This window comes from Olsenella sp. kh2p3 (assembly GCA_900119625.1).
Classification (GTDB): domain Bacteria; phylum Actinomycetota; class Coriobacteriia; order Coriobacteriales; family Atopobiaceae; genus Tractidigestivibacter.
In genome coordinates, this window is record FPKD01000003.1 from 121,883 (window position 1) to 142,193 (window position 20,311).

Below are 20,311 nucleotides of genomic sequence, written 5' to 3' on the forward strand. Positions count from 1 at the left end.
GTGCAAAATATAGTATGGGATGCAATTTACCTGGGCTTTTATGAGATAGAACGTCGATTTTCTGATGTGGAAACGTTCTCAGTTTTTCTCGGCAGCAACCTCGTCGCCCACGATCTGCTCCAATCTGAGCAGCCGGTGATACATGGCAGACTTTGACGCCGGGGGGTCGAAGGTCTCGCCCAGCGCCGCAAGCGAGAGCTCGGGGTGTTCCCTGCGCGCGACGCAGAACTCGCGCACCGCAGGGGGGAGGTGCGAGATGCCCACAAGTTCGTCCGCACGGTCGATGAGCTCGAGCTGCGCCACAGCAGCCGAAGACGAGCGCGCCTGGTTGGCAACCTCGGCGTTGACGCGACGGTTGACGTCGTTCTTGACCGACTTTCTCGCCCGCGCCACCTCGACCACGCGCGCCATGCGTTGGGCGCCCATCACGCGCAGGAGGCACAGCACGTCGTCGAAGCTCTTGAGGTAGAGCGCATAGGCGCCACGGCGCCGGTTGATGCGGACGGAGGCACCCAGCGTGGAGATGACATCTGCCAGGCCGCGGGCGAACTCCTCCCCCGTCACCGCAATCTCGAGGTGGAAGTCGCCACGGGGGTCGGCTATGAAGCCGCCCGCCATGAAGGCACCGCGCACAAAGGCGCAGCGCGCCTCTCTCGTCTTGAGAAGCTCCTCGGGAACCCCAAGCGCAATGCCATGGCCGGGCACGAGAATGCCCAGGCTGGTGAGGTCGTTGGCCAAGCGGTCCTGCTCGGGCATCTCGATGAGATAATTTCTCGTTTTGTGGAGGACCGAGCGGCGCACGGTGAGCGATGTCTCGAGGTCGAACACGCGGTGCGTGAGCTTGATGACGGTGCGGGCCACGGCGCCCGTCTCGGTGGCAATGCGGATGGAGTAGCGCCCCGAGCCGTGGAAGCTCATGGTGCCGCAGACGCGGACGAGTGCCGAGAGCTGCGCAAGCTCGGCCATGCGCGTGGTGGGCTCGATACGCGAGAGCTCGTCTTTTACCTGGGCGGTGAAGGACATGGGCTACCTCTCGCCTGTGGCCGCGTCCTGCGCAGCCGCAGCGACCGCCTCCGGAAGGTCGCGGTGAAAGAGGTTCACGCGATAGCCCTGCGCCTTGAGGTGGGCTGCCGTGGCATTGGCGATGGCGACGCTTCTGTGCTGGCCGCCCGTGCAGCCAACGGCAATGGACAGGCGCGCCTTACCCTCGGCGACGTAGCCCGGCATGGCCACGTCGAGCAGGCGCAGCCATGCGTCCATGAAGTCGCGCGTAATCTTGTTGTCCATCACGAAGCGCGTGACCTTCTCGTCATTGCCCGTGAGGTGGCGCATCTCTGGGTCGTAGAAGGGGTTGGGCAGGAAGCGCACGTCGATCATGAGGTCTGCCTCGGAGGGCATGCCGTGCTTGAAGCCAAACGAGAAGACGTTCACGTCGAGGAGCTGCTGTTCGGTGAGCTCGGAGAAGGCCGCGTTGAGGCGGGCCCTGAGGGATGCGGTGCGCATGCGGCTGGTGTCGATGACGAGGTCGGCCATCGTGCGGGCGTCCTTGAGCTGCCGGCGCTCGCGCTTGATGGCGTGCTCGACGGACTCGCCGGGCACGGCAAGCGGGTGGCGGCGGCGGTTCTCGTTGTAGCGGCGCATGAGAACCTCGTCGGAGGCGTCCAGAAAGAGGAGCTTGCAGGAGAGCTCGTGCTCGCCGAGCTGACGGATGGTGTCCGTGAGCTCGTCGAAGAGGCCCTGGCTTCGCAGGTCACAGGTCACGGCCAGGTGGCGGCCCACACCAGAGTTGATGCCCACGAGGTCCGCAAGCTGTGGGACCAGGCGCGGAGGTAGGTTGTCGATGCAGAAGTAGCCCATGTCCTCGAAGCAGTGCAGGGCCTGGGTGCGACCCGAGCCGGACATGCCCGTGATGATCACGATGTCGGGGACGCGGTCGCGGCTCTCGGCGTCCCGCATGGTCTGGCCGGTGGTTTCGACTGGCATTCGTCCCTCCTCCGCTCTTGGTGACAACTGCATCAAGTATAGGGGGTTGACGCCCGGCTGGGGTGGCGGTCTGGGTGCCGTTGCTCCCCCGGGTCCGCGCTTCTCGTCCAGGGGTTCTCGGCGGGCGGGGTTCTCGTCCAAGGGTTCTCGGCGGGCGGGGCGCACGCCTCACCATCGAAGCTCTCGCGCGGGATTATTGCGCGTTATTTCTCGAAAATTTGAGCTTATCTGGGCAAATATGCTCAGACCTAGGAAAAACGTGCAATAAGTTCTGCCGCAGAGAGGTGCCATGGGTTGAAATGGTGCCCGTTGCCAACATGTGCCCAGGTCAGACATGGCGTTCGCTGAGAGTGTGAATCCATATTGGAGATGGAGCCTTTGCCTTCAGCGCCCGATTGCTCTCGTCCGATCCCAAACCCTAACTTCATGTTCCTCTGTTCCGAAAATAATGCACGATATTTCTTGGAAATTTTGGGCTTATTTGGGCAAACGTACTTAGGCCGAGGAGAAACGCGCAATAAATTGCCGAGATGCAGCAGTGCCGTCCTTAGAGACGCGCTTTTGATAAGGGGCTCTCGCTAATGGCGGCGTTCTGGATGGGGATAGCGTGTCTCTCCCCGCCTTTGGTCCATCTCGCCTCGCGGAGTTTTGCTCCTTTTCTTAATCCAGTTGGCCGCCACCTGGGCAAACGCAACCGCCGTTTAAGAAAAGGAGCTATTCTCCGCTGGTCCGGGGGGTCTCGGGGGTCCGGGGGTCCGCTGGTCCGGGGGGTCCGGGGCGCCGGAAGCAGCGTTACCGCAGAGATTGCGTACGAAATCGCCCTTCCGGCGCGGAATTGGCGCCGGAAGGCACGTTATCGCAGCTACTTCATACGGAAGCGCCCCTCGGGCGAGAATTTCTCGCCCGAGCATGGGTTTTGGAGGGGATTCCGTACAAAACCTTCGCTCAGGCGGCATTTTCTCGCCGAAAGGCGCATTTCTGCAGCCAGCACCTATGCGCGCTCCTCGGGGTAGACCACGCCCCACTCGCGGCGCAGGCGGGTCATGATCTGCATGACGTCCGCGGCATAATCGATGAGGCCCGCCGCACGGGCGTCGCCAGCAACCGCACGCTCGAGGTCGGCGATCTCGTAGCACAGCGCATAGCCCGAGCGACCTGCGCGAACCTCCTCGCGGCGCCCGTCCTCCGTCCACACGATGGTCGCGACGTCGGCTCTGGGATAGTCCATAACCTCAACATAGCAGCGGTCGAAGCTCAGGACCGCACACTTGGGCTGCTTAGAGTGGAGCGTGAGCGAAAGGACGCCCATCTGCCCCTCCCTGTTGCGGCATACGATTCCCGAGGTCTGGTCCACGCCCGTCGACGCCAGGTTGGCGAGAGAGACTACCTCCGTGGGCTGGCTTGCCATGAAGAGCCTCATGAGCGAGAGCGCGTAGACGCCAATGTCGAGCATCGCGCCGCCCGCCAGCTTGGGGTTGTAGAAGCGGTTGGTGAGGTCGCCGTACTCCTTGTAGCTGCCAAAGTTGAGCTGCGCCAGGTTCATGGCACCAAACTCGCCCGCGTTGGCACGGCGGAGAAGCTCCTGGTAGAGCGGCATGTGCAGGATGGTCGTGGCATCCATGAGCACCACGTTGTTCTCGCGTGCAAGCGCACGGGCCTCGTCGAGCTCCTCGGAGTTGAGCGTGATGGACTTCTCACAGAGGACGTGCTTGCCCGCCGCGAGGGCGCCGCGCAGGTAGCGGATGTGCGTGTTGTGCGGCGTGGTGATGTAGATGGCGTCCACGTCGGGGTCCTGGTAGAGCTCCTCGACCGAGTTATACACGCGCTCCACGCCGTAGCGCTCGGCGAAGGTCTCGGCCTTCTCACGCGTGCGGTTGGCAACGCCGCGGATATGGCGGCCGGAGAGGGCAAGCGAGGTCGCCATCTGGTTGGCAATCACGCCGCAACCGATGACCGCCCAGGAGAGCTGCGGCGCCGTGTAGATGTCTGTGGGGAAGGGCTCGCCTGTGACCTCGGCAAACGCTGCCTTTGCGGCGGCTGCCGCATCGAGCGGGGCCGCGGTTCCAGACCCGTTGTTCTCTGCCATACGCTTCTCCTCTCTTGTGGCCGCTAGGGCCGGGTTACTACCGTCTGCCAGGAATGCCCTACGCCTCGATGGCTGCCTTGAACCAGCTGGTGATGCTCGTGGGGTGCGTGATCGCGGTACCCGAGACCACGGCCCACGCGCCAGCGTCAATGGCCGCGCGCGCATCCGCCGGGGTGTGGACGTGGCCCTCGCAGATCACGGGGAAGCCGGGGAACTCCTTAGCGGCCTCGGCGAGAAGGGCGAGGTCGGGACCATCGTCCAGCGTGGTGTCGATTGCGGGCTTGTTGTGCGAGAGCGTGGTGGACGCGATGTCGCAGCCGCAGGCAACGCCGCGACGGATGTCCTCGATAGTCATGCAGTCGGCCATGACGATGGTCTCGCACTGAGCGCGCAGGTCGCGGACGGTCTCCTCGAAGGTGCGGCCGTCAGGGCGAGGGCGGTCGGTGGCGTCGATGGCCACCACGTCAGCGCCGGCGTTCACGCAGGCCACGGCATGGCGCAGCGTGGGCGTGATGTAGACACCGTCGTGGCCCTCCTTCCAGAGGCCGATGATGGGAATCTCAACGCGCCCCTTGATGGCGGCAATGTCCGAGAGGCCCTGGCAGCGGATCGCTGCGGCACCGCCCAGCTCGCAGGCGCGGGCGATCTGGGCCATGGTCTCCGGGTGGCGCATGGGTTCTCCGGGATACGCCTGGACGCTCACGATGAGCTTGCCCTTGAGGGGCTGGACGAGCGGATTGACAGCCATGGAAGCTCCTCTCCTCGCGGCCACCACGGTCACGCCACTGTTGATTAGGCTAGCCCTAACGCGCCTTCTCCGCCACCGTCTGGGCCTCCTCGTCCCAGGCACGCAGGGCGTCAAAGACCGCCTGCGCCACATCTGCGGGCACGCCCGGGACCTGGGCGATGTCCTCCACGCTCGCAGCACGCAAGCGCTTGAGCGACCCAAAGCGGCGCATGATGGCCCGCTTGCGCTTAGGACCCACGCCTGGCACGTCATCGAGCACCGAGACGGTCATGGCCTTGTCGCGCAGCTCGCGATGGAAGGTGATGGCAAAGCGGTGCGACTCGTCGCGCACCTGCTTGATGAGGTAGAGCGACGCCGAGCCCGAGGGCAGCACCACGGGCGTCTCGTCCCAGGGGACAAAGACCTCCTCGTCCGACTTGGCAAGGCCGCACACGGGAATGTCGAGCCCCAACGAGGAGAGCTGCTCCATGGCAGCCGTGAGCTGGGGCTTGCCGCCATCGACCACCAGCAGGTCCGGACGCGAGCCAAAGCGCTCGTCGGCCATGCGCTCGGGCGCGTAGCGCCGGGCGAGAACCTCTGACATGCTCACGAAGTCATTCGCCTCGGTGAGCGGCGTCTGGATCTTGAAGCGCCGGTACTGGGACTTGTCGGGACGACCGTTGGTAAAGACGACCATGGAGGCAACCGTAAAGTGGCCGTGGAGGGTCGAGATGTCGAAGCACTCGATGCGCATGGGCGGCGCATCGAGTGCAAGCGCACTCTCGAGCTGCAGCAGCGCCTGGTTGGTGCGGTCGTCCGCGTAGCCCGTGCGCACCATGTAGCGCATGAGCGCATGGCGGGCGTTGGCGACCGCCATGTCCAGGAGGTGGCGCTTCTCGCCCCGCTGCGGGTGATGGATGTGGCAGGCGCGCCCGCGCTTCTCGGCAAGCCATTCCGAGAGGAGCTCGGCGTCCGGCAGGTCTACGTCCACGTCCACCTCGGAGGGGATGTCAGCTGTCTCGTCGTAGTAGCGCTTGAGGAAGCCGCCCTGCAGCTCGACCTCCCCCACGTCCGCGCCCTTGTCGAGAATGAACTCGACGGTGCGCACCGTGCGGCCCTCGCGCACCACGAAGACGCAGGCCGCGCTGATGGTCTCCTCGCGGTAGAAGCCGATAAGGTCGAGGGAGACGTCCGAGGAGAACATGACCTGCTGGCGGTCGTCCAGGGCGTTCAGGCTCTCGAGGCGCGCCTTCAGGCGGCCCGCGCGCTCAAAGTCGAGGTCCGCGGCGGCCTCGCGCATCTGCTCCTCAACGGCCGAGACCACGTGCGAGCGGCGCCCGGCGAGAAAGTCCTCGACCTGGCGCACGTGCTTGGCATACTCGACGGTATCGATGGCGCCCACGCAGACGCCCGGGCCCTTACCCATGTGGTAGTCGAAGCAGGGCCGCCCCGTGCGGGCAAGCGCCAGGTTGGCCACGGCCGCCTCGTCAGGGCGGCGCTCCAGCTCGCGGCGACAGCGCTTCCACTCCGCGCACGTGGCTATGCAGATGGGGACAACCTTGCGCAGCGTGTCGATGGTGTCGCGCGCGGCGTGGGCGTCGGTGTAGGGGCCAAAGTAGCGCGTGCCCTTGCGGTGGTGCTCGCGCGTGTACTTGATGGCCGGGAACACGTCCGACTCGGTGATGGCGATGTAGGGGTAGCTCTTGTCGTCCTTGAAGTCCACGTTGAAGTACGGGTGGTACTGGGCGATGAGGTTGCGCTCGAGCACGAGGGCCTCGTGCTCGGAGCCCACCACGATGTAGTCGAACGACCTCACGACCTGCATCATGAGGGGGATCTTGTCACGATCGTCCTGGAGCGTCACGTACTGGCGCAGGCGGGCGCGCAGGTTCTTGGCCTTGCCCACGTAGACAACCTGCCCGCGCGCGTCCTTCCAGAGGTAGCAGCCGGGGTCCGTAGGCGCGTCGTCCACCTGGCGACGTAACTCGGGCAGACTCTCGTCAAGCGAGCGCGCGTCATCGAAGTCGGGGCGGGCCCCGGGGTCACGGATTGTCATGGCACGCGACTCCCTTCCGCACGGGCCATACCTTCGCAGAGCATGCGACACGTCTCCCCTCGGCACCAAAAGGACACTTCAACAGTAGGAGTAGTATAAGGTGCGTTTGCAAAACGCACGTGGTTCCCATTTAAGCTAGGAGATGCAATGGCCTTACCCGATTTCGTCCCTCTCATCCTGGGGGGCGACATTGGCGCATACGCGCTTGGCCGCGAGTTCCACGAGGCATGCGGGGTTCGCAGCATATGCGCTTCTCAAGGTCCCATCGACGCCATCACGAAGTCTCGCATCTTTGAGTGCGCAAGCGTCAGCAGGCTTGATGACGCCGAGGTCGAGCGCGTAGTGCGTGAGACGGCAGCCGCCCACGCAGACCAGAAGGTCCTTCTCATCACCAACCTCGAATCTGTGGTGGGCTGCGTCTGCCGCCTGGAGGCACGCCTACCGGAAAACGTGGTGACCCCCACCCCATCCCTCGAGTCCGTGGAGGCGCTTGCCCACAAGGACCGCTTCATCCGCCTCTGCCGCGAGCGGAACCTTCCCACCCCGGCAACAGAGATCGTCGACCTTTCCGGTGGCACCACAATTCCGCCGAGCAAGATCGCCTTTCCCGTGGTTGCCAAACCGTCCTTCTCGGCAGAGTACGCCCCGTTCATCGCCCAGGGGTTCCGGAAGGTCTACCTCATGCACAGCCAGGCACAGCTCGACGAGCTTTGGAAGAAGCTGCGCTCGGCAGAATTCGCAGGCACCTTCCTGGTTCAGGAGTTTGTCCCCGGCGATGACACCATGAACGAGACCGTCACCGTCTACGTGACGCGCTCTGGGCGCATCAGCCTGCTCTCAGGAGCCCGCACTATTCTCAACGACCACTCACCCAGCCTGATGGGAAACTCCGTGGCAATGCTCACGCAAGAGGTGCCAGAACTATACGACCAGGTGAGCCGGCTCCTCGAGGGCATGGACTATCACGGCTACGCATGCGTTGACGTAAAGCGCGACCCGCGTGATGGGCGGGCACTCTTCCTTGAGATAAACCCCCGTGTTGGGCGCAACTCCTACTACGTAAGCGCCGCGGGCGAGAATCCCATGGGCCACTGCATCGAAGAGCTTGTCTTTGGCAGAGAGCCCAAGGAGGTGCGCACCTCGCGCGAGGCCCTCTACACGCTTGTCCCCCGCGGCCTTCTCAGGCGCTACCTCACCGACGAGTCCCTACGCAAGCGAGTCGAGAATGCATACCGTGCCGGTCTTGTCTTCGATCCTCAACGCTACGCGCATGACAACGGCGCATCGCGCATGCTGAGCGTTTCTCTCACCGAGCTTAACCAGTACCGGAAGTTTGCAAAATACTACCCCGAGCAAAGCAGTTCGAGCTTCTAGGCGTTTGGCAAAGGCCATTTGTATGGCGATAAGGAAATTGAATGAACCCGTGAGGTTTGGCCGACGAGGTATTATTATTGTTCGACGTGATTCCCCGGTGGCGCAGTGGTAGCGCAGCTGACTGTTAATCAGCGTGTCGCAGGTTCGAACCCTGCCCGGGGAGCCAGACCGCAATGCGGGGCCGGCGCTTTTCGTCGGCCCCGTTTTCATGTTCACCCCAACAGAGGCGGGTGGCAGTCGGCATGCGAGAAGGAGACGTCAGGTGGCACACTTCCTGCAATCAGAGGCATGGGCACGCTTCCAGCAGAGCCTGGGCGAGCGCGTTACCAGGCGCGTAGGCGAGGACTGGAGCTTCCTTGGCGTCGAGGAAACTCAGGTCTTTGGCCCGTTTCACACAAAGCGCCTCTATGCGCCATATGGGCCGAGCTTCTCGGACCCTGAGGCACTCCAGCCGGCACTCGAGCAGTTCGAGCTCAACGCCCGCCAGATGGGCGACGTCTTTGTGCGCGTCGAGCCCATGGGCACCTCGCCGGAGGTCGAGAAGGGCGCGCGCGAGAAGCTCGAGTCCCTTGGGTTTCACCGCGTGAGCCACCTCCTGCCGGAGGACACGTGGCGCATAAACGTCACCGTTGGTAAAGACGCCCTGCTCAAGGGCATGGATAAGTCCAACCGCAAGCGCTATCGCCAGGCAGCCGGCAAGGGCATTGAGATTCGCACGTCCACCAACCCGGAAGACATTCCGCTGCTCACCAAGCTCATGAGCGACGTCGAGGAGAGGGACGGCGTAACGCTTCGCGATACCGACTACCTCAAGAAGGAGGCCGCCTCGCTCTTCCCCACCGGAAACGGCCGACTGTATCTTGCGGTGCTTCACGAGAGGGATGCCGATGGCAACCCCACCGGCGAGGAGCGCGTGATTGCCGCCAACTTTGTCTTCCTCGATGACGGCTGCTGCTACCTCATCCACAACGGCGCAGACAGCAACTACTTCAAGACCGGCGCAAACGTAGCCATGCAGGTGCAGATTGTGCTCGATGCCGCCGAGGAGGGCCGCACGTGGTGCGACTTCCACGGCATGGCACCCGAGGGTGCCGGCCCAGAGCACCCCTGGTACGGGTTCACTAAGTTCAAGCAGTCCTTTGGCGGAGAGGCGCGCCACTACCTTGGCACCTGGGAGAAGCCCATCAAGCAGGCGCACTACGCCGTCTACGACCTTGCCCGCAAGGTGATTGCGCACAAGTAGGTTTGCGGCGCCCCTAAAACGAGCTCTCGGTTGGCCTTGGGTAGTAGCGGCGGAACTTACGCAGCTGGTTCCACTCCGTGAGATCGACGTCCAAGCGGCGGCGCAGGCTCATGTCAGGCGCGTAGCGCTGGGGGTCAACCCGACGGCCGTCACGGATGAGGCCCCGCACTTCTGCTGCAAGCGTACTGTCGGTGAGGTAACGCATGAGCAGGCAGTCCGGCACAAGCGAGTACAGGCAGGGGTTCTCGGCACACACAAGAGGGCGATTCTCGCCATCTACAAGATCGGCAACCATGATCTGCATGGGATTGGCTCCCGCGCCAACAACGTAGTAGGAGTTGCACCCTACACGGGGGTTGAGCTCGAAGAAGAGCCACTCCCCCGTTGCCGGGTCTCGCTTCATGTCAACCTCCGCGAAGCCCGTGTAGCGCAGGTCCTGAAGAAGGCCGGCGACCTTCTCAACCATGTTGGGCATAGGGCGAGAGACCATGGCCACAGAGTTGCCGCGCATGGTGGGCGCATGGTCCTCGAGCAGGGTTTGGGCGGCCGAGAAGAGGCGCAGGGAGCCCGCGGCGTCAACGTAAAGCGTGAGCGCACCCATATGGGTGTCGTCACCGCCAATGAGCTCTTGGACAAGGAAGTCGCCCGAAAAGCCTGCGGCTCGAAGCGAGGCCCAGAGTTCATCAAGTTCTGCCTGGGAGTTCATGCGGTAGACCTTGCGGAACCCCTTTGAGAAAAGGTGGCTGTAGCCAGCGGAACGGGCCGCCTTCGCGACAACTGGAAAGCAAATCTGGGTAGGCGGGATGACATCGCTGCCCGCAAGACGCACGATCTCGGTCTGTGGTGTTGGAAGGCCATGAGCCGCGCAAAGGGCCATGAACTCGGACTTGTCGCAAGCCCGGGAAAACGCCTCCCGAGAAGGGATGGGCAGGACGAACTGGGACGGGAGCTCGTCGCGAATAGCCTCGAGAGCCTCTGCAAGGGCATCGGTGGAGACGATGACGGGCATGCGCACGCCGGGTGCGCTCGAAGCAAGCTCCAGCAGGACGTGCAGGAGCTGATTGGGCGCGAACGACGGCAGCAGGTGCTTCTCGAGAATGCGCGAGTGCTCAACGGCGGCAGCGAAACCGGTGCCCAGTATTGCCGATCGAACGCCAAACGCCTCGTGAAACTCCCGGGCATAGGCGTGGCAGGAAATGTCCCCACCAAGAATGACGGGGAGAAGGTCAGACCTTGACTGGGCCATTGTCATGAGAAGATACCCAACTACCGATGTGAGTGACGGAGGTGCTGCAGGCGCACGAGGGCGCCGTAGAAGGCAGTGCGCACGGGCACGTCGCGGTCGGGGGCAACGTGGACGAGTTCCTTCGAGAACTTTGTCTTGAACTCGTTGAGGCCCATAAGCTGAGGCGCAATCTCCGAGCCAACGGCCATGAGGTCATAGCGCTCGACTCCCGCTTCCCCAAGGGACTCCGCCTCAAAGAGCACGAGGCGCTCGCCAACGTGCTGCCGCATGGTGGCGTTCTTCGACGCCGCGTAGTACCGCATGGCGACCTTACCGCTAATGGTGACGATCGACCAGGCGCAGAGCTCGCCGTCGATGCGTGCGGCAAAAACACGGGCGTGCTCGGGGCCAAGAGTGGCAAGCAGCCGCTCATAGTCCCCGCAGGGAGCGGGCGCAAAGCCGTCGCGCGCGCCTGTCTCGACCATGATCTGGTAGTACGGAGCAAAGTCCGCAGCGGCGAGGTCAGTCTCATCCGCAACCTCAGCTGGACATTCGCGCAAAGACTTGCGCACGTCACGACGTCCGCGCGGCTTCATGCGCGAAAGAATGCCCTCCTCACCGCCTTCGGTCTGGATAACGACGGTTGTGTCATAGGGAATCGTGGAGAGCGTATGACAGGCGAAGTCTACGTCCGCGTCCACTGCCAGGCGGAGGAAAACAACCTTGCCATCGCGGGTGTGAACGTAGCTGCGAAGCGCCTCGAGCGCCTCGGCCTCTTCGCTGGGTGTGGGAGCCTCGAACCAGATGGGCCCATGATGTGAGCGCAGGTAATGGAAGCGATGGGTGAGGTAGTCCATAAAGGCAGCAACGGCAACAGCATCGCCGTCGTGCTCGATGGCAACGCAGCCCCAAAAGCTGCGCCCGGGAATGCCAGACTCGTACTCAGACCAGGCCTTTGTTTGCTCTATGGGGACGTCAACGTTCTGGGCCGCCAAAAGCGACTCGAACTCAGACCAGTCAATCTCTCTCACGTGAAAGGCCATCATTGCCCCCTCCGCTAATGGCGACGAGCGTCAAGCTCGCCCGCCAGCTCGTCGAGCGTGATGCCGTACTTCTCGGCAACAACGAGTATGTGGTAGAGGAGGTCTCCCATCTCGTAGCGTATGTGGTCATGGTCCTCGTCCTTGCAGGCCATGATGATCTCCGACGACTCCTCCGCAAGCTTTGAGAGCAGCTTGTCGCCCTTCTCGGGCGTGAGGAGACGCGCTGTATAAGACTCCTCCGGAGTCGCTGACGTGGCCCGCTGATGGATGACGGCGGCGAGCCCCTCCAGGGTCTCCCCGATGTTGCCGTCCTTCACGTTTGCGGTTCTGACACCCATCTGATCTCCTTTGGTCTGTGCGAGCAACCCGCTCAGTGTACGGCAAGGGTGTCTGCAGAATGTGCAGGCAACGTAGCGCCGGGCGCACTCAGGCGAGAGGGACCTCGCGGAAGAAGCAGCTACGGTGTCCCGTGTGGCAGGCTGGGCCGGGAGAGTCCACCACGTAGACGAGGGTGTCGGCGTCGCAGTCCACAAGGACGCGGCGCACCTGCTGTATGTTTCCGCTGGTGGCCCCCTTGTTCCAGAGCTCCTTGCGAGAGCGCGACCAGAACCAGCTGGTACGCGTTTTGAGGGTGAGGTCCAGGGCCTCGCGGTTTGCCCAGGCAACCATGAGCACCTCGCCCGAGCCTTCCTGCTGCACCACCACGGGCACGAGGCCGTGGGCGTCAAAGCTCACGCAGGCGGGGAAGTTGTCGCAGGGCTGTGTGGGCTCGCCGGCATAGGCAGGCGAGACAAGCGACGCATCTGGCATGACTGTTGCTCCTTCTCGACTGATGGACCGCGTGAGACGTGCTAGAAGTCAAGCCTCACGGGAATGCCCTGGCTTGCCATGTACTCCTTCACCTGGCGCACCGTGTAGGTTCCAAAGTGGAAGACGCTCGCAGCGAGAACGGCGTCGGCCTCGCCCTCGATTATGCCCTCGGCAAAGTGCTCGAGCGTGCCCACGCCGCCCGAAGCAATGACGGGAATGCTCACCGCACGCGAGACGGCACGGGTGAGCGGGATGTCGAAGCCGTCCTTGGTGCCGTCGCGGTCCATGCTCGTAAGGAGGATCTCTCCGGCGCCGCGGCGTGCGGCCTCCTCGGCCCACTCGACGGCGTCAATGCCCGTGGGGATGCGGCCTCCAGCAAGGTAGACCTCCCACTTGTCGCCCGGCCCCACCTGCTTGGCGTCGATGGCAACGACCACGGCCTGGCTGCCAAAGGCGCTGGCGGCACGCGTGATGAGGGTGGGGTCGCGCACGGCGGCCGAGTTGATGGAGACCTTGTCGGCACCGGCAGAGACCATCACGCGGCAGCCCTCGACGTCGCGGAAGCCGCCGCCCACGGTGTAGGGGATGTGCAGCTGGCTTGCCGCACGCGAGGCCAAATCCACTGTAGTGGAACGGTCGTCTGAAGTTGCAGTGATGTCGAGGAAGACCACCTCGTCCGCGCCCTCCCGGTCGTACTTGGCAGCCAACTCCACGGGGTCGCCGGCGTCGCGCAGGTCGACGAAGTTGACGCCCTTAACGACGCGGCCGTCCTTGACGTCCAGGCAGGGGATGACCCTCTTTGTCAGCATGGTTACTTCCCTTCGGTGGGGGCCGCCGTGCTTGTCGCTGCGCTCGGCGCTCGCCGCCCTTGAGGCGGCTCGCTCGCTTCGCGACTTGCGCCGCGACAAGCACGGCGGCCCGCAGTCGAAACCAATACGTTCAAGCGGTCAGCCCCTGACTGGAGCCTGGGACCTGGGCCTGACCTTCTAGAAGAGCAAAGAACAGTGCACAGAGAGAAGAGCTACAACCACAACCAGAAGCCAAGCGACGTTGTGCGAGGGCGCGCTGCCTGCGGTAGGTCGCTCCGAGGGCGCGTCCTGCTTCTTGCAGGGCGAGTCGCGAAGCGAGCGAGCGCAAAGCGCGAGCGCCGAGCCCTGCGAGAAGCAGGACGCGCCCCCACCGTCTACCCGCACGCAGCAAGGGCGTCCTCGAGCGTGAGCGCGCCCTCGTACAACGCGCGCCCCGTTATGCAGCCCTCAATCACCTCGGGACCCAGAGCCGCAAGCGCTCGCACGTCGTCCGCGCTGGCAATGCCGCCCGAGGCCACCACGGGAAAGCCTGCCACTTCGGCGATGTGCTTGTATGCCGTGGGGTCGACGCCTGTCTGCATGCCGTCGCGCGCGATGTCGGTAAAGACAAGGTGGCGAAAGCCCATCTCGGCAAGGCTGGAGACAAGGTCATCTGCAGCAAGCGAGCCGCCCTCGCGCCAGCCGTTCACGCGCACCACGCCGTCCTTCGCGGCGACGTCCGCCACAGCCATGTCGCTAAACTCGCGCGCAGCCTGGCGGGCGAACGCGGGGTCGCGCACGAGCGCGGTGCCAATGGCGATGCGTCGCACGCCAAGGTCGGCAAGCCGGCGCATGGCGTCGATCGAGCGCACGCCGCCGCCGGCGTCGACCGAGAGCCCCTCGACCTGGCAGATGGCTCGTATCGCCTGGGCGTTTGCCTCGCGGGCGGCATCGTCCTCGCCGAGCGCGCTCGAGAGGTCTACCACGTGCACCCAGCTGGCACCACGGGCCAGAAAGTCTCGCGCCACGGAGGCCGGGCTATCCGAATAGACGTCCATGCGTGAGCGGTCACCGTTCGCAAGGCGCACCACACGGCCGCCCACCAGGTCGATTGCCGGGAAAAGGATCATCGGACGCCCCCAGCCCTCACGATGTCGACGAAGTTCGAGAGCACCACGAGGCCCGTGGCCGAGGACTTCTCGGGATGGAACTGCACGCCAAAGACCGAGTCCTGTGCGATAGCCGAGCCAAAGCTGCGCGCGTAATGCGTACGGGCAGCAACCAGTGCGGGGTCAACGTCGTCCGCAAGGGCGTAGGAATGCGTGAAGTAGAAGTTCGCGCCGGAGGGAACGCCGCGCAGGAGGCGGGAGCTTTCGCCCACTGCGGTGGGATAGACCTGGTCCCACCCCACGTGCGGCACCTTGAGCCTCCCCGAACGCAGCCGCGTGACCGAGCCAGGGAAGAAGCCCAGGCCGGCAACCCAGCGGTCGTCCCCGGGCGTGCCGGCGGCAACGGGCTCCTCGTTCTCGTGCGGAAGGCCCCTCTCGCCCGAGCGCTCCTCACCGCGCGCAAAGAGAAGCTGGAGCCCCAGGCAGATGCCCAGGAAGGGAACGCCGCGGTCAAGTGCATCGAGAATGGCCTCTCCCTGACCAGATGCGTTCACGTACTCCATGGCATTCTCGAAGCTTCCCACACCAGGAAGCACCAGGCCAGAGGCTGTGGAGATGTCCTTGGGCGCGTCGGAGATGACCGCCTCACCGCCCACGGCGGCAAGGCCATGCTGGACCGAGAGGAGATTGCCCTTGTGGTAGTCAATGACGACGATCTTCGCTGATGCCATCAGAGCGCCCCCTTCGTGGACGGGATGCCCTCCACGCGCGGGTCCGGCTCGACGGCGGCACGAAGCGCACGGGCGAACGACTTGAACGTGGCCTCGAGGATGTGGTGGGCGTTCTCGCCGGCAACCTCGCGCAGGTGGACGGTCATGCCGGCGTCACGCGCCAGCCCGCAGAAGAACTCGTGACCAAGCTCGGTGTCGAAGGTGCCCACCTTCTCGGGGCCAATGGGCACGTCCCAAAAGAGCTCGCCACGGCCGGAGATGTCGACGGCAGCCATGACCAGGGCCTCGTCGAGCGGAACCAGCGCATCGCCAAAGCGGCGGATGCCGCGCTTGTCGCCCAGTGCCTGGCGCAGCGCCTGCCCCAGCACGATGCCCGTGTCCTCCACGGTGTGGTGGTCGTCCACCCAGGTGTCGCCCTTCACATGCACCGTGAGGTCCACGAGCGAGTGACGCGAGAGCGCCGTGAGCATGTGGTCGAAGAAGCCCACCCCCGTCGAGATGTCCGAGGTGCCGGTGCCATCAAGGTTCACCGTGACCTCGATGGCGGTCTCGGCGGTCTGCCGAGAGACGCTTGCCACGCGTGCCATGGTCATTCCCCCTTCAGGATGGACGTGAGTGCCGCGACCACAAGGTCGTTCTCCTCGGGCTTGCCCACGGTGATGCGCAGGCAGTCCTCAAGACCGGGCGTGGACGAGAAGTCCCTCACCAGTATGGAGCGCTCGTCGCGCAGGCGGCGCCACACGTCGTGGGCGTGCGGCACGCGAACGCAGAGGAAGTTTGCCTGGCTTGGCCACACGCGCACGCCCAGCGGCGCAAGGCCGCCCAGCATGCTAGAAAGGCGGCCGCGGTCCTGGCGTATGGCCTGGATGGCCGGCTGGAACGCGTCTCGGTGCGTGACGGCGGCAAGTGCGGCCGCCTGGTCGAGCACGCTCACCGAGTAGGGCTGCCGCACGGCGGCAAGTGCCGCCACCACCGCAGGGCTTGCCAGCACGTAGCCCACGCGGGCTCCTGCCAGCGCAAACGCCTTTGAGAAAGTGTGTAGAACGGCCAGGTTTTCGTAGTCGCCAAGCATGTCCTCAACGCTCGAATCGGGGTCTGCAAACTCGGCGTACGCCTCGTCCACAAGCACGATGCCCGGGCACGCCTCGCAGAGCCTGCGCACGCCATCGCGCGGGAAGAGGTCGCCCGTGGGGTTGTTGGGCGAGGTCACCACCACGAGCGTCGCCGTGCGCGCGGCCTCTACCAGCGCGTCCACGTTGGGGGCAAAGTCCTTCTCGCGCGGAACCTCCACCACGGGCGTCTCGACCATGGAGGCGTAGAGGCCGTAGACCGAGAAGGTGGGCGGGCAGCTCACGAGGGCGTGCCCCGCACCGCCAAACGCCAGGAAGAAGTTGAAGAGCAGCTCGTCGCCACCGTTGCCAACAATCACCTGTTCAGGGGCAACGCCGTGCCACGCGGCAAGCTGGTTGCGCAGCTCGCCGCCAAGGGGCACGGGATAGCGGTTCCAAGCGGCATCAGTCACCGCCTTGGCAAGCGCTGGTGTCACCTCGGGTGGGAGGCCATAGTTGTTCTCGTTTGCCGAGAGAATCACCTCGACGCGCGAGAAGGCCGGGTCATAGGGCTCAAGCGCCGCCGCGGACGGCCGCATGAGCGCGCGGACCTCTGGTGTGATGCCTGTCATCTCTCCCCTACCCCTCGTATCCGGGCAGCTTGGGCACGCCCGGCGTGTCGAGCGTGCGCGGCCACGCGGTGTGGGTTGCGTCCTCGCAAGCGGCGGCCGCGTTTGCGAAGTCCTTCTCGCCCTGCTTGGCAAGCTTCACGCGTAGCCCGGCAGAAAGGGCATGCGCCCAAAGCCCCTCGGCCTGGGCCATGGCCTGGACGGCGGGAGCATCGGAGAGAAGGCCCTGCGGCGTGTAGGAAATGACGCTCGAGTGCTTCTGGAAGTCGTAGACGCCCAGGGGGTTGGAGAAGCGCGCAGTGCCGCCGGTGGGAAGCGTGTGGTCTGGACCGGCAACGTAGTCCCCCAGGGGCTCAGAGCTCCAGGCGCCCACAAAGATGGCGCCTGCGTTGCGCACGGACCCCAGAAGCGACATGGCGTCCTCGCAATGCAGCTCGAGGTGCTCCGGCGCCACCACGTTCACGGCCTCCACGGCGTCTGCCAGCGTTGCGGCCACAACCACCACGCCGCGGTCGTCGAGCGAGGCGCGGGTGATCTTCTCGCGCGGGCTCTGCGAGACCAGGCGCTCCACGGAGTCGAGGACACGGTCTGGAAGCGATGCGTCGCAGGTCACGAGGTAGCAGGACGCCATGGGGTCGTGCTCTGCCTGGGCCATGAGGTCCGCCGCCACCACGACGGGGTCTGCCGAGGCGTCCGCCAGGACGCAGACCTCGGAGGGCCCGGCGATCATGTCGATGCCCACATCCCCGGAGACGTGGCGCTTGGCGGCCGCAACGTAGGCGTTACCGGGGCCAACAACCTTGTCGACGCGAGGGATGGACTCGGTGCCGTAGGCCACGGCTCCTATCGCCTGCGCGCCGCCCACGGCATAGACCTCGTCGACGCCCGCCACCGAGGCCGCGGCCAGCGTGTATGCCGAGAGCGTGCCGTCGTGCTGGGGCGGCGTCACCATGACAACGCGCCGCACGCCGGCGACCTTTGCGGGAATGGCGTCCATGAGCACGGTCGAGGGGTACTGCGCGCGGCCTCCGGGCACGTAGATGGCCACGGAGTCGAGCGGCGTCACCTTGACGCCCAGGATGGTGCCGTCGGGGCGCGTCTCGAACCAGGAGTTCTCGCGCTGGCGCTCGTGGAACTCGCGGATCTGGCAGTAGGCGCGACGCAGGGACGAGAGGAACTCCGCATCCACCATGCTGGGGGCGGCGTCCACCAGCTCCTGCGGGACGCGGAACTCGCTGGGGCAGGCGCCGTCGAAGCGCTGGCAGTACTCGCGGACGGCTGCGTCGCCCCTCTCGCGCACGTCATCCACGATGGCTGCGGCGCTCTCCATCACCTCGCGAGGAAGCGCCCCCGAGCGATTGAGGTCTGCCTGCGTGAGCGCCTGTCCGGCGGCAAGTGTGATTCTTCTCAAAGCTACTCCCCTCCCGCGACCTCGGCGAGACGCGTCGCCAGGTCGCGAATCCTCTTGTCGCAGCGGTATGCGGCCGGACCCGCAAAGAAGCGGGCGGTGCACTCCATGACCTCGTCCACAACCACTAGGTCGTTCTCGCGGAGCGTGGTGCCCGTGGCCGTGATGTCGACGATGCGGTCGGTCATGCCCACGATGGGGCCAAGCTCGATGTTTCCGTGCAGGGTCACAATGTCCACCTGCTGGCCAATTGAGTCGTAGTAGGTCTGCGTGATGCGCGGGTACTTGGTGGCCACGCGCACCGTGCCACGCCACGCGTAGTTGCGTTCGGCGAGCCCCGCCTTGGCGCGCGGCTCGGCCACCACAAAGCGGCAGCCGCCAAAGCCAAGGTCAACCAGCTGGAGCACGTCCATGGTGGCCTCCACGAGCGAGTCGCGCCCGCAGATGCCGCAGTCGCAGCCGCCGTGGCCCACGAAGGCCGGCGCGTCCTGGGCGCGCACGATTACGTACTCCACGTCGCCCTCGCGCACCGTGAGCTGGCGACCTGGGTCGTGCAGACCCTCAACTGGAAGCCCCGCCGCCTCCAGAACGCGGATGGTGTCCTTGAGGAGCGACCCCTTGGGGACGGCAATGCGCAGGGGCCGCTCGGCAAGCCTCACGCCGGGGGTGACCACGCCCGACTCTCCCGGCTCGCCCAGAATCTCCTGCAGGCGCTCGAGCGAGAGGGCAAATCCGCAGGCAGCGGTATTCTCGCGGCCCAGGTTGGCGAGAACCGCGTCGTAGCGGCCGCCGGAGGCCAGCGAGGCCGCGATGCCCTCGGCGTAGCCCTTGAAGATGATGCCCGTATAGTAGTCGAAGGAGTTGATGATCGAGAAGTCAAAGGACGCGCGACCGTCAGAGAACAGGTCCGAGAGCGAGTCAACCAGACGCGAGAGCTCCGCGGTACCACGGGCGTCCTCCTCGACACCAGCCTCGTCGAGCAGGGCGTCGAGCGCAGGAACCACCTCGGTACCGCCCACCAGGCGCGGGATGCGGCAGATGGCGCGGGCTGCGGCGGCATCGAGCTCGCCGGCGGCAACGGACTTCTCGACCAGCTCGTCCAAGGAGACGAAGTCAGAGTCGTGCACCAGGGCAAGCGCATCCTCGCGGAAGCGTGCGCTGGGGGCACAGGTGTCGAGCAGAGCCTTGAGCGGCGTGACCGAGCCCAGCACGATGCGCCATGCCGGCACGTCAAGCGCACCGAGCGTCTCGGCGAGAAGGTCCACGACCTCGTGCTCTGCGGCAGCACCGTCACCGCCCACAAGCTCCACGCCCAGCTGCGTGAACTGGCGCGGCTGACCCTTGAGCGATGATTCCTCGCGCACAACGGGCGCCTCATAGCGAAGGCGCACGGGCAGGCTGTCTGGGCTTACGCGCGTGGAAATCATGCGCGCGATGGGCAGCGTGAGATCCGGTCGCAACGTGAGAAGGCTTCCGTCCACGTCGAAAAGCTGAAACGGCAGACCCTTGATGCGGCCCGCGCGCTCGAGCGCGTCACGCGACTCCAGGAGTGGCGTCTCCACCGGAAGGTACCCATGCGACGAGAAGACCTCGCGCACGGTCCCGGAGATGCGCTCGCGCGCAAGCGCCTCCTGAGGAAGGATGTCACGGAACCCGCTTGGTGTGCCTGCTATCACGCCTGCCCCTCTCCCCTTCTGGTACGTAGAGCATACCGCTCCGCCGCGACAGAAATTACGGTGCGCCACTTGTCGCGACGCATGTCTTCTCGCGTTGTCACTTTAGCATACTAAAGTGCTGTGTGCTGTGTGGACGCCAGGCACACAGAGCGTTAACGCTCCATTCATATGGGGAGCTGGGGGCGGAGTGGAGTGCTTCTCGGCGACGGCTTGTTCCTCTCGGCGGCCATCCGACGGCGACATCCGAAGACTCCACAGAAACTCGCCCTCCGGCGAGAAACGGCGCCCGAGAGGTCCTTTCCTACGTGATTTTTTCGATAACGTGCCCTCCGGCGTCAAATTGACGCCGGATGAGACAAAGGGACTGTCCCTTT

Annotated in this window: 18 protein-coding genes and 1 tRNA gene; 3 read left to right on the top strand and 16 right to left on the bottom strand. The window is 64.9% G+C overall.

Annotated features, from left to right (window positions below):
• Positions 1–78 precede the first annotated feature (78 nt).
• The 5 genes from whiA to uvrC form a co-directional block, all read right to left on the bottom strand.
• On the bottom strand, positions 79–1,023 hold the full coding sequence (gene whiA, locus BT122_RS05575) for a DNA-binding protein WhiA (RefSeq protein ID WP_072355002.1): 945 nt from the start codon (positions 1,021–1,023) through the stop codon (positions 79–81).
• A gap of 3 nt (positions 1,024–1,026) precedes the next feature.
• Positions 1,027–1,983 (bottom strand): RNase adapter RapZ, encoded by a 957-nt coding sequence (gene rapZ, locus BT122_RS05580; RefSeq protein WP_072355003.1) that lies wholly within the window; start codon positions 1,981–1,983, stop codon positions 1,027–1,029.
• 991 nt (positions 1,984–2,974) lie between these two features.
• Positions 2,975–4,069, bottom strand: coding sequence for a Gfo/Idh/MocA family protein (locus BT122_RS05585; protein ID WP_083432337.1), 1,095 nt, complete (start codon positions 4,067–4,069; stop codon positions 2,975–2,977).
• A gap of 58 nt (positions 4,070–4,127) precedes the next feature.
• On the bottom strand, positions 4,128–4,817 hold the full coding sequence (locus BT122_RS05590; RefSeq protein ID WP_072355004.1) for an N-acetylmannosamine-6-phosphate 2-epimerase: 690 nt from the start codon (positions 4,815–4,817) through the stop codon (positions 4,128–4,130).
• A gap of 55 nt (positions 4,818–4,872) precedes the next feature.
• Positions 4,873–6,852 carry an excinuclease ABC subunit UvrC gene (uvrC, locus tag BT122_RS05595; RefSeq protein WP_072355005.1) on the bottom strand — a complete coding sequence of 660 codons (1,980 nt, stop codon included), beginning with the start codon at positions 6,850–6,852 and terminating at the stop codon, positions 4,873–4,875.
• Between the two features lie 147 nt (positions 6,853–6,999).
• Between uvrC and BT122_RS05600 the strand changes: the two genes are divergently transcribed.
• The 3 genes from BT122_RS05600 (at position 7,000) to BT122_RS05610 (ending at position 9,469) form a co-directional block, all read left to right on the top strand.
• Positions 7,000–8,226, top strand: a complete 1,227-nt coding sequence (locus tag BT122_RS05600; RefSeq protein WP_072355006.1) for a carboxylate--amine ligase — start codon at positions 7,000–7,002, stop codon at positions 8,224–8,226.
• Positions 8,227–8,317: 91 nt separating this feature from the next.
• Positions 8,318–8,392: transfer RNA gene (locus BT122_RS05605), tRNA-Asn, on the top strand.
• A 96-nt stretch (positions 8,393–8,488) separates the two neighbouring features.
• Positions 8,489–9,469 (top strand): lipid II:glycine glycyltransferase FemX, encoded by a 981-nt coding sequence (locus BT122_RS05610; RefSeq protein ID WP_177242198.1) that lies wholly within the window; start codon positions 8,489–8,491, stop codon positions 9,467–9,469.
• A 13-nt stretch (positions 9,470–9,482) separates the two neighbouring features.
• Here the strand turns inward: BT122_RS05610 and BT122_RS05615 are convergent, their stop codons facing one another.
• The 11 genes from BT122_RS05615 to hisG form a co-directional block, all read right to left on the bottom strand.
• Positions 9,483–10,715, bottom strand: a complete 1,233-nt coding sequence (locus tag BT122_RS05615) for a carboxylate--amine ligase (RefSeq protein WP_286130314.1) — start codon at positions 10,713–10,715, stop codon at positions 9,483–9,485.
• 20 nt (positions 10,716–10,735) lie between these two features.
• Positions 10,736–11,740: a lipid II:glycine glycyltransferase FemX gene (locus BT122_RS05620; RefSeq protein ID WP_286130315.1), complete on the bottom strand. Its 1,005-nt coding sequence runs from the start codon at positions 11,738–11,740 to the stop codon at positions 10,736–10,738.
• Between the two features lie 11 nt (positions 11,741–11,751).
• Positions 11,752–12,075, bottom strand: a complete 324-nt coding sequence (hisE, locus tag BT122_RS05625; RefSeq protein WP_059054818.1) for a phosphoribosyl-ATP diphosphatase — start codon at positions 12,073–12,075, stop codon at positions 11,752–11,754.
• Between the two features lie 88 nt (positions 12,076–12,163).
• Positions 12,164–12,547, bottom strand: coding sequence for a phosphoribosyl-AMP cyclohydrolase (hisI, locus tag BT122_RS05630; RefSeq protein WP_083432338.1), 384 nt, complete (start codon positions 12,545–12,547; stop codon positions 12,164–12,166).
• A 41-nt stretch (positions 12,548–12,588) separates the two neighbouring features.
• The gene (gene hisF / locus BT122_RS05635) at positions 12,589–13,356 is read right to left on the bottom strand and encodes an imidazole glycerol phosphate synthase subunit HisF (RefSeq protein WP_059054819.1); all 768 of its coding nucleotides are present in this window, start codon (positions 13,354–13,356) and stop codon (positions 12,589–12,591) included.
• Between the two features lie 374 nt (positions 13,357–13,730).
• On the bottom strand, positions 13,731–14,465 hold the full coding sequence (locus BT122_RS05645; protein ID WP_072355011.1) for a 1-(5-phosphoribosyl)-5-[(5-phosphoribosylamino)methylideneamino]imidazole-4-carboxamide isomerase: 735 nt from the start codon (positions 14,463–14,465) through the stop codon (positions 13,731–13,733).
• Positions 14,462–15,175: an imidazole glycerol phosphate synthase subunit HisH gene (locus tag BT122_RS05650; RefSeq protein ID WP_072355012.1), complete on the bottom strand. Its 714-nt coding sequence runs from the start codon at positions 15,173–15,175 to the stop codon at positions 14,462–14,464. Before BT122_RS05650 ends, BT122_RS05645 begins: the two co-directional genes overlap by 4 nt.
• Positions 15,175–15,762 carry an imidazoleglycerol-phosphate dehydratase HisB gene (gene hisB / locus BT122_RS05655; RefSeq protein WP_072355053.1) on the bottom strand — a complete coding sequence of 196 codons (588 nt, stop codon included), beginning with the start codon at positions 15,760–15,762 and terminating at the stop codon, positions 15,175–15,177. Before hisB ends, BT122_RS05650 begins: the two co-directional genes overlap by 1 nt.
• Before the next feature lie 2 nt (positions 15,763–15,764).
• A complete protein-coding gene (gene hisC / locus BT122_RS05660; protein WP_072355013.1) occupies positions 15,765–16,856 on the bottom strand; it encodes a histidinol-phosphate transaminase in 1,092 nt (363 codons plus the stop codon).
• A 7-nt stretch (positions 16,857–16,863) separates the two neighbouring features.
• A complete protein-coding gene (gene hisD / locus BT122_RS05665; protein ID WP_177242199.1) occupies positions 16,864–18,264 on the bottom strand; it encodes a histidinol dehydrogenase in 1,401 nt (466 codons plus the stop codon).
• A gap of 2 nt (positions 18,265–18,266) precedes the next feature.
• Entirely contained in the window at positions 18,267–19,937 is a 1,671-nt protein-coding gene (gene hisG / locus BT122_RS05670) for an ATP phosphoribosyltransferase (RefSeq protein WP_083432339.1), read from the bottom strand.
• Between the last annotated feature and the right edge of the window lie 374 nt (positions 19,938–20,311).

What these genes read in the sequence shown, in the direction of transcription:
- whiA (WP_072355002.1), bottom strand. Translation starts at nt 1,023, where the DNA reads ATGTCCTTCACCGCCCAGGTAAAAGACGAGCTCTCGCGTATCGAGCCC.
- rapZ (WP_072355003.1), bottom strand. Translation starts at nt 1,983, where the DNA reads ATGCCAGTCGAAACCACCGGCCAGACCATGCGGGACGCCGAGAGCCGC.
- BT122_RS05585 (WP_083432337.1), bottom strand. Translation starts at nt 4,069, where the DNA reads ATGGCAGAGAACAACGGGTCTGGAACCGCGGCCCCGCTCGATGCGGCA.
- BT122_RS05590 (WP_072355004.1), bottom strand. Translation starts at nt 4,817, where the DNA reads ATGGCTGTCAATCCGCTCGTCCAGCCCCTCAAGGGCAAGCTCATCGTG.
- uvrC (WP_072355005.1), bottom strand. Translation starts at nt 6,852, where the DNA reads ATGACAATCCGTGACCCCGGGGCCCGCCCCGACTTCGATGACGCGCGC.
- BT122_RS05600 (WP_072355006.1), top strand. Translation starts at nt 7,000, where the DNA reads ATGGCCTTACCCGATTTCGTCCCTCTCATCCTGGGGGGCGACATTGGC.
- BT122_RS05615 (WP_286130314.1), bottom strand. Translation starts at nt 10,715, where the DNA reads ATGGCCCAGTCAAGGTCTGACCTTCTCCCCGTCATTCTTGGTGGGGAC.
- BT122_RS05620 (WP_286130315.1), bottom strand. Translation starts at nt 11,740, where the DNA reads ATGATGGCCTTTCACGTGAGAGAGATTGACTGGTCTGAGTTCGAGTCG.
- hisE (WP_059054818.1), bottom strand. Translation starts at nt 12,075, where the DNA reads ATGGGTGTCAGAACCGCAAACGTGAAGGACGGCAACATCGGGGAGACC.
- hisI (WP_083432338.1), bottom strand. Translation starts at nt 12,547, where the DNA reads ATGCCAGATGCGTCGCTTGTCTCGCCTGCCTATGCCGGCGAGCCCACA.
- hisF (WP_059054819.1), bottom strand. Translation starts at nt 13,356, where the DNA reads ATGCTGACAAAGAGGGTCATCCCCTGCCTGGACGTCAAGGACGGCCGC.
- BT122_RS05645 (WP_072355011.1), bottom strand. Translation starts at nt 14,465, where the DNA reads ATGATCCTTTTCCCGGCAATCGACCTGGTGGGCGGCCGTGTGGTGCGC.
- BT122_RS05650 (WP_072355012.1), bottom strand. Translation starts at nt 15,175, where the DNA reads ATGGCATCAGCGAAGATCGTCGTCATTGACTACCACAAGGGCAATCTC.
- hisB (WP_072355053.1), bottom strand. Translation starts at nt 15,762, where the DNA reads ATGGCACGCGTGGCAAGCGTCTCTCGGCAGACCGCCGAGACCGCCATC.
- hisC (WP_072355013.1), bottom strand. Translation starts at nt 16,856, where the DNA reads ATGACAGGCATCACACCAGAGGTCCGCGCGCTCATGCGGCCGTCCGCG.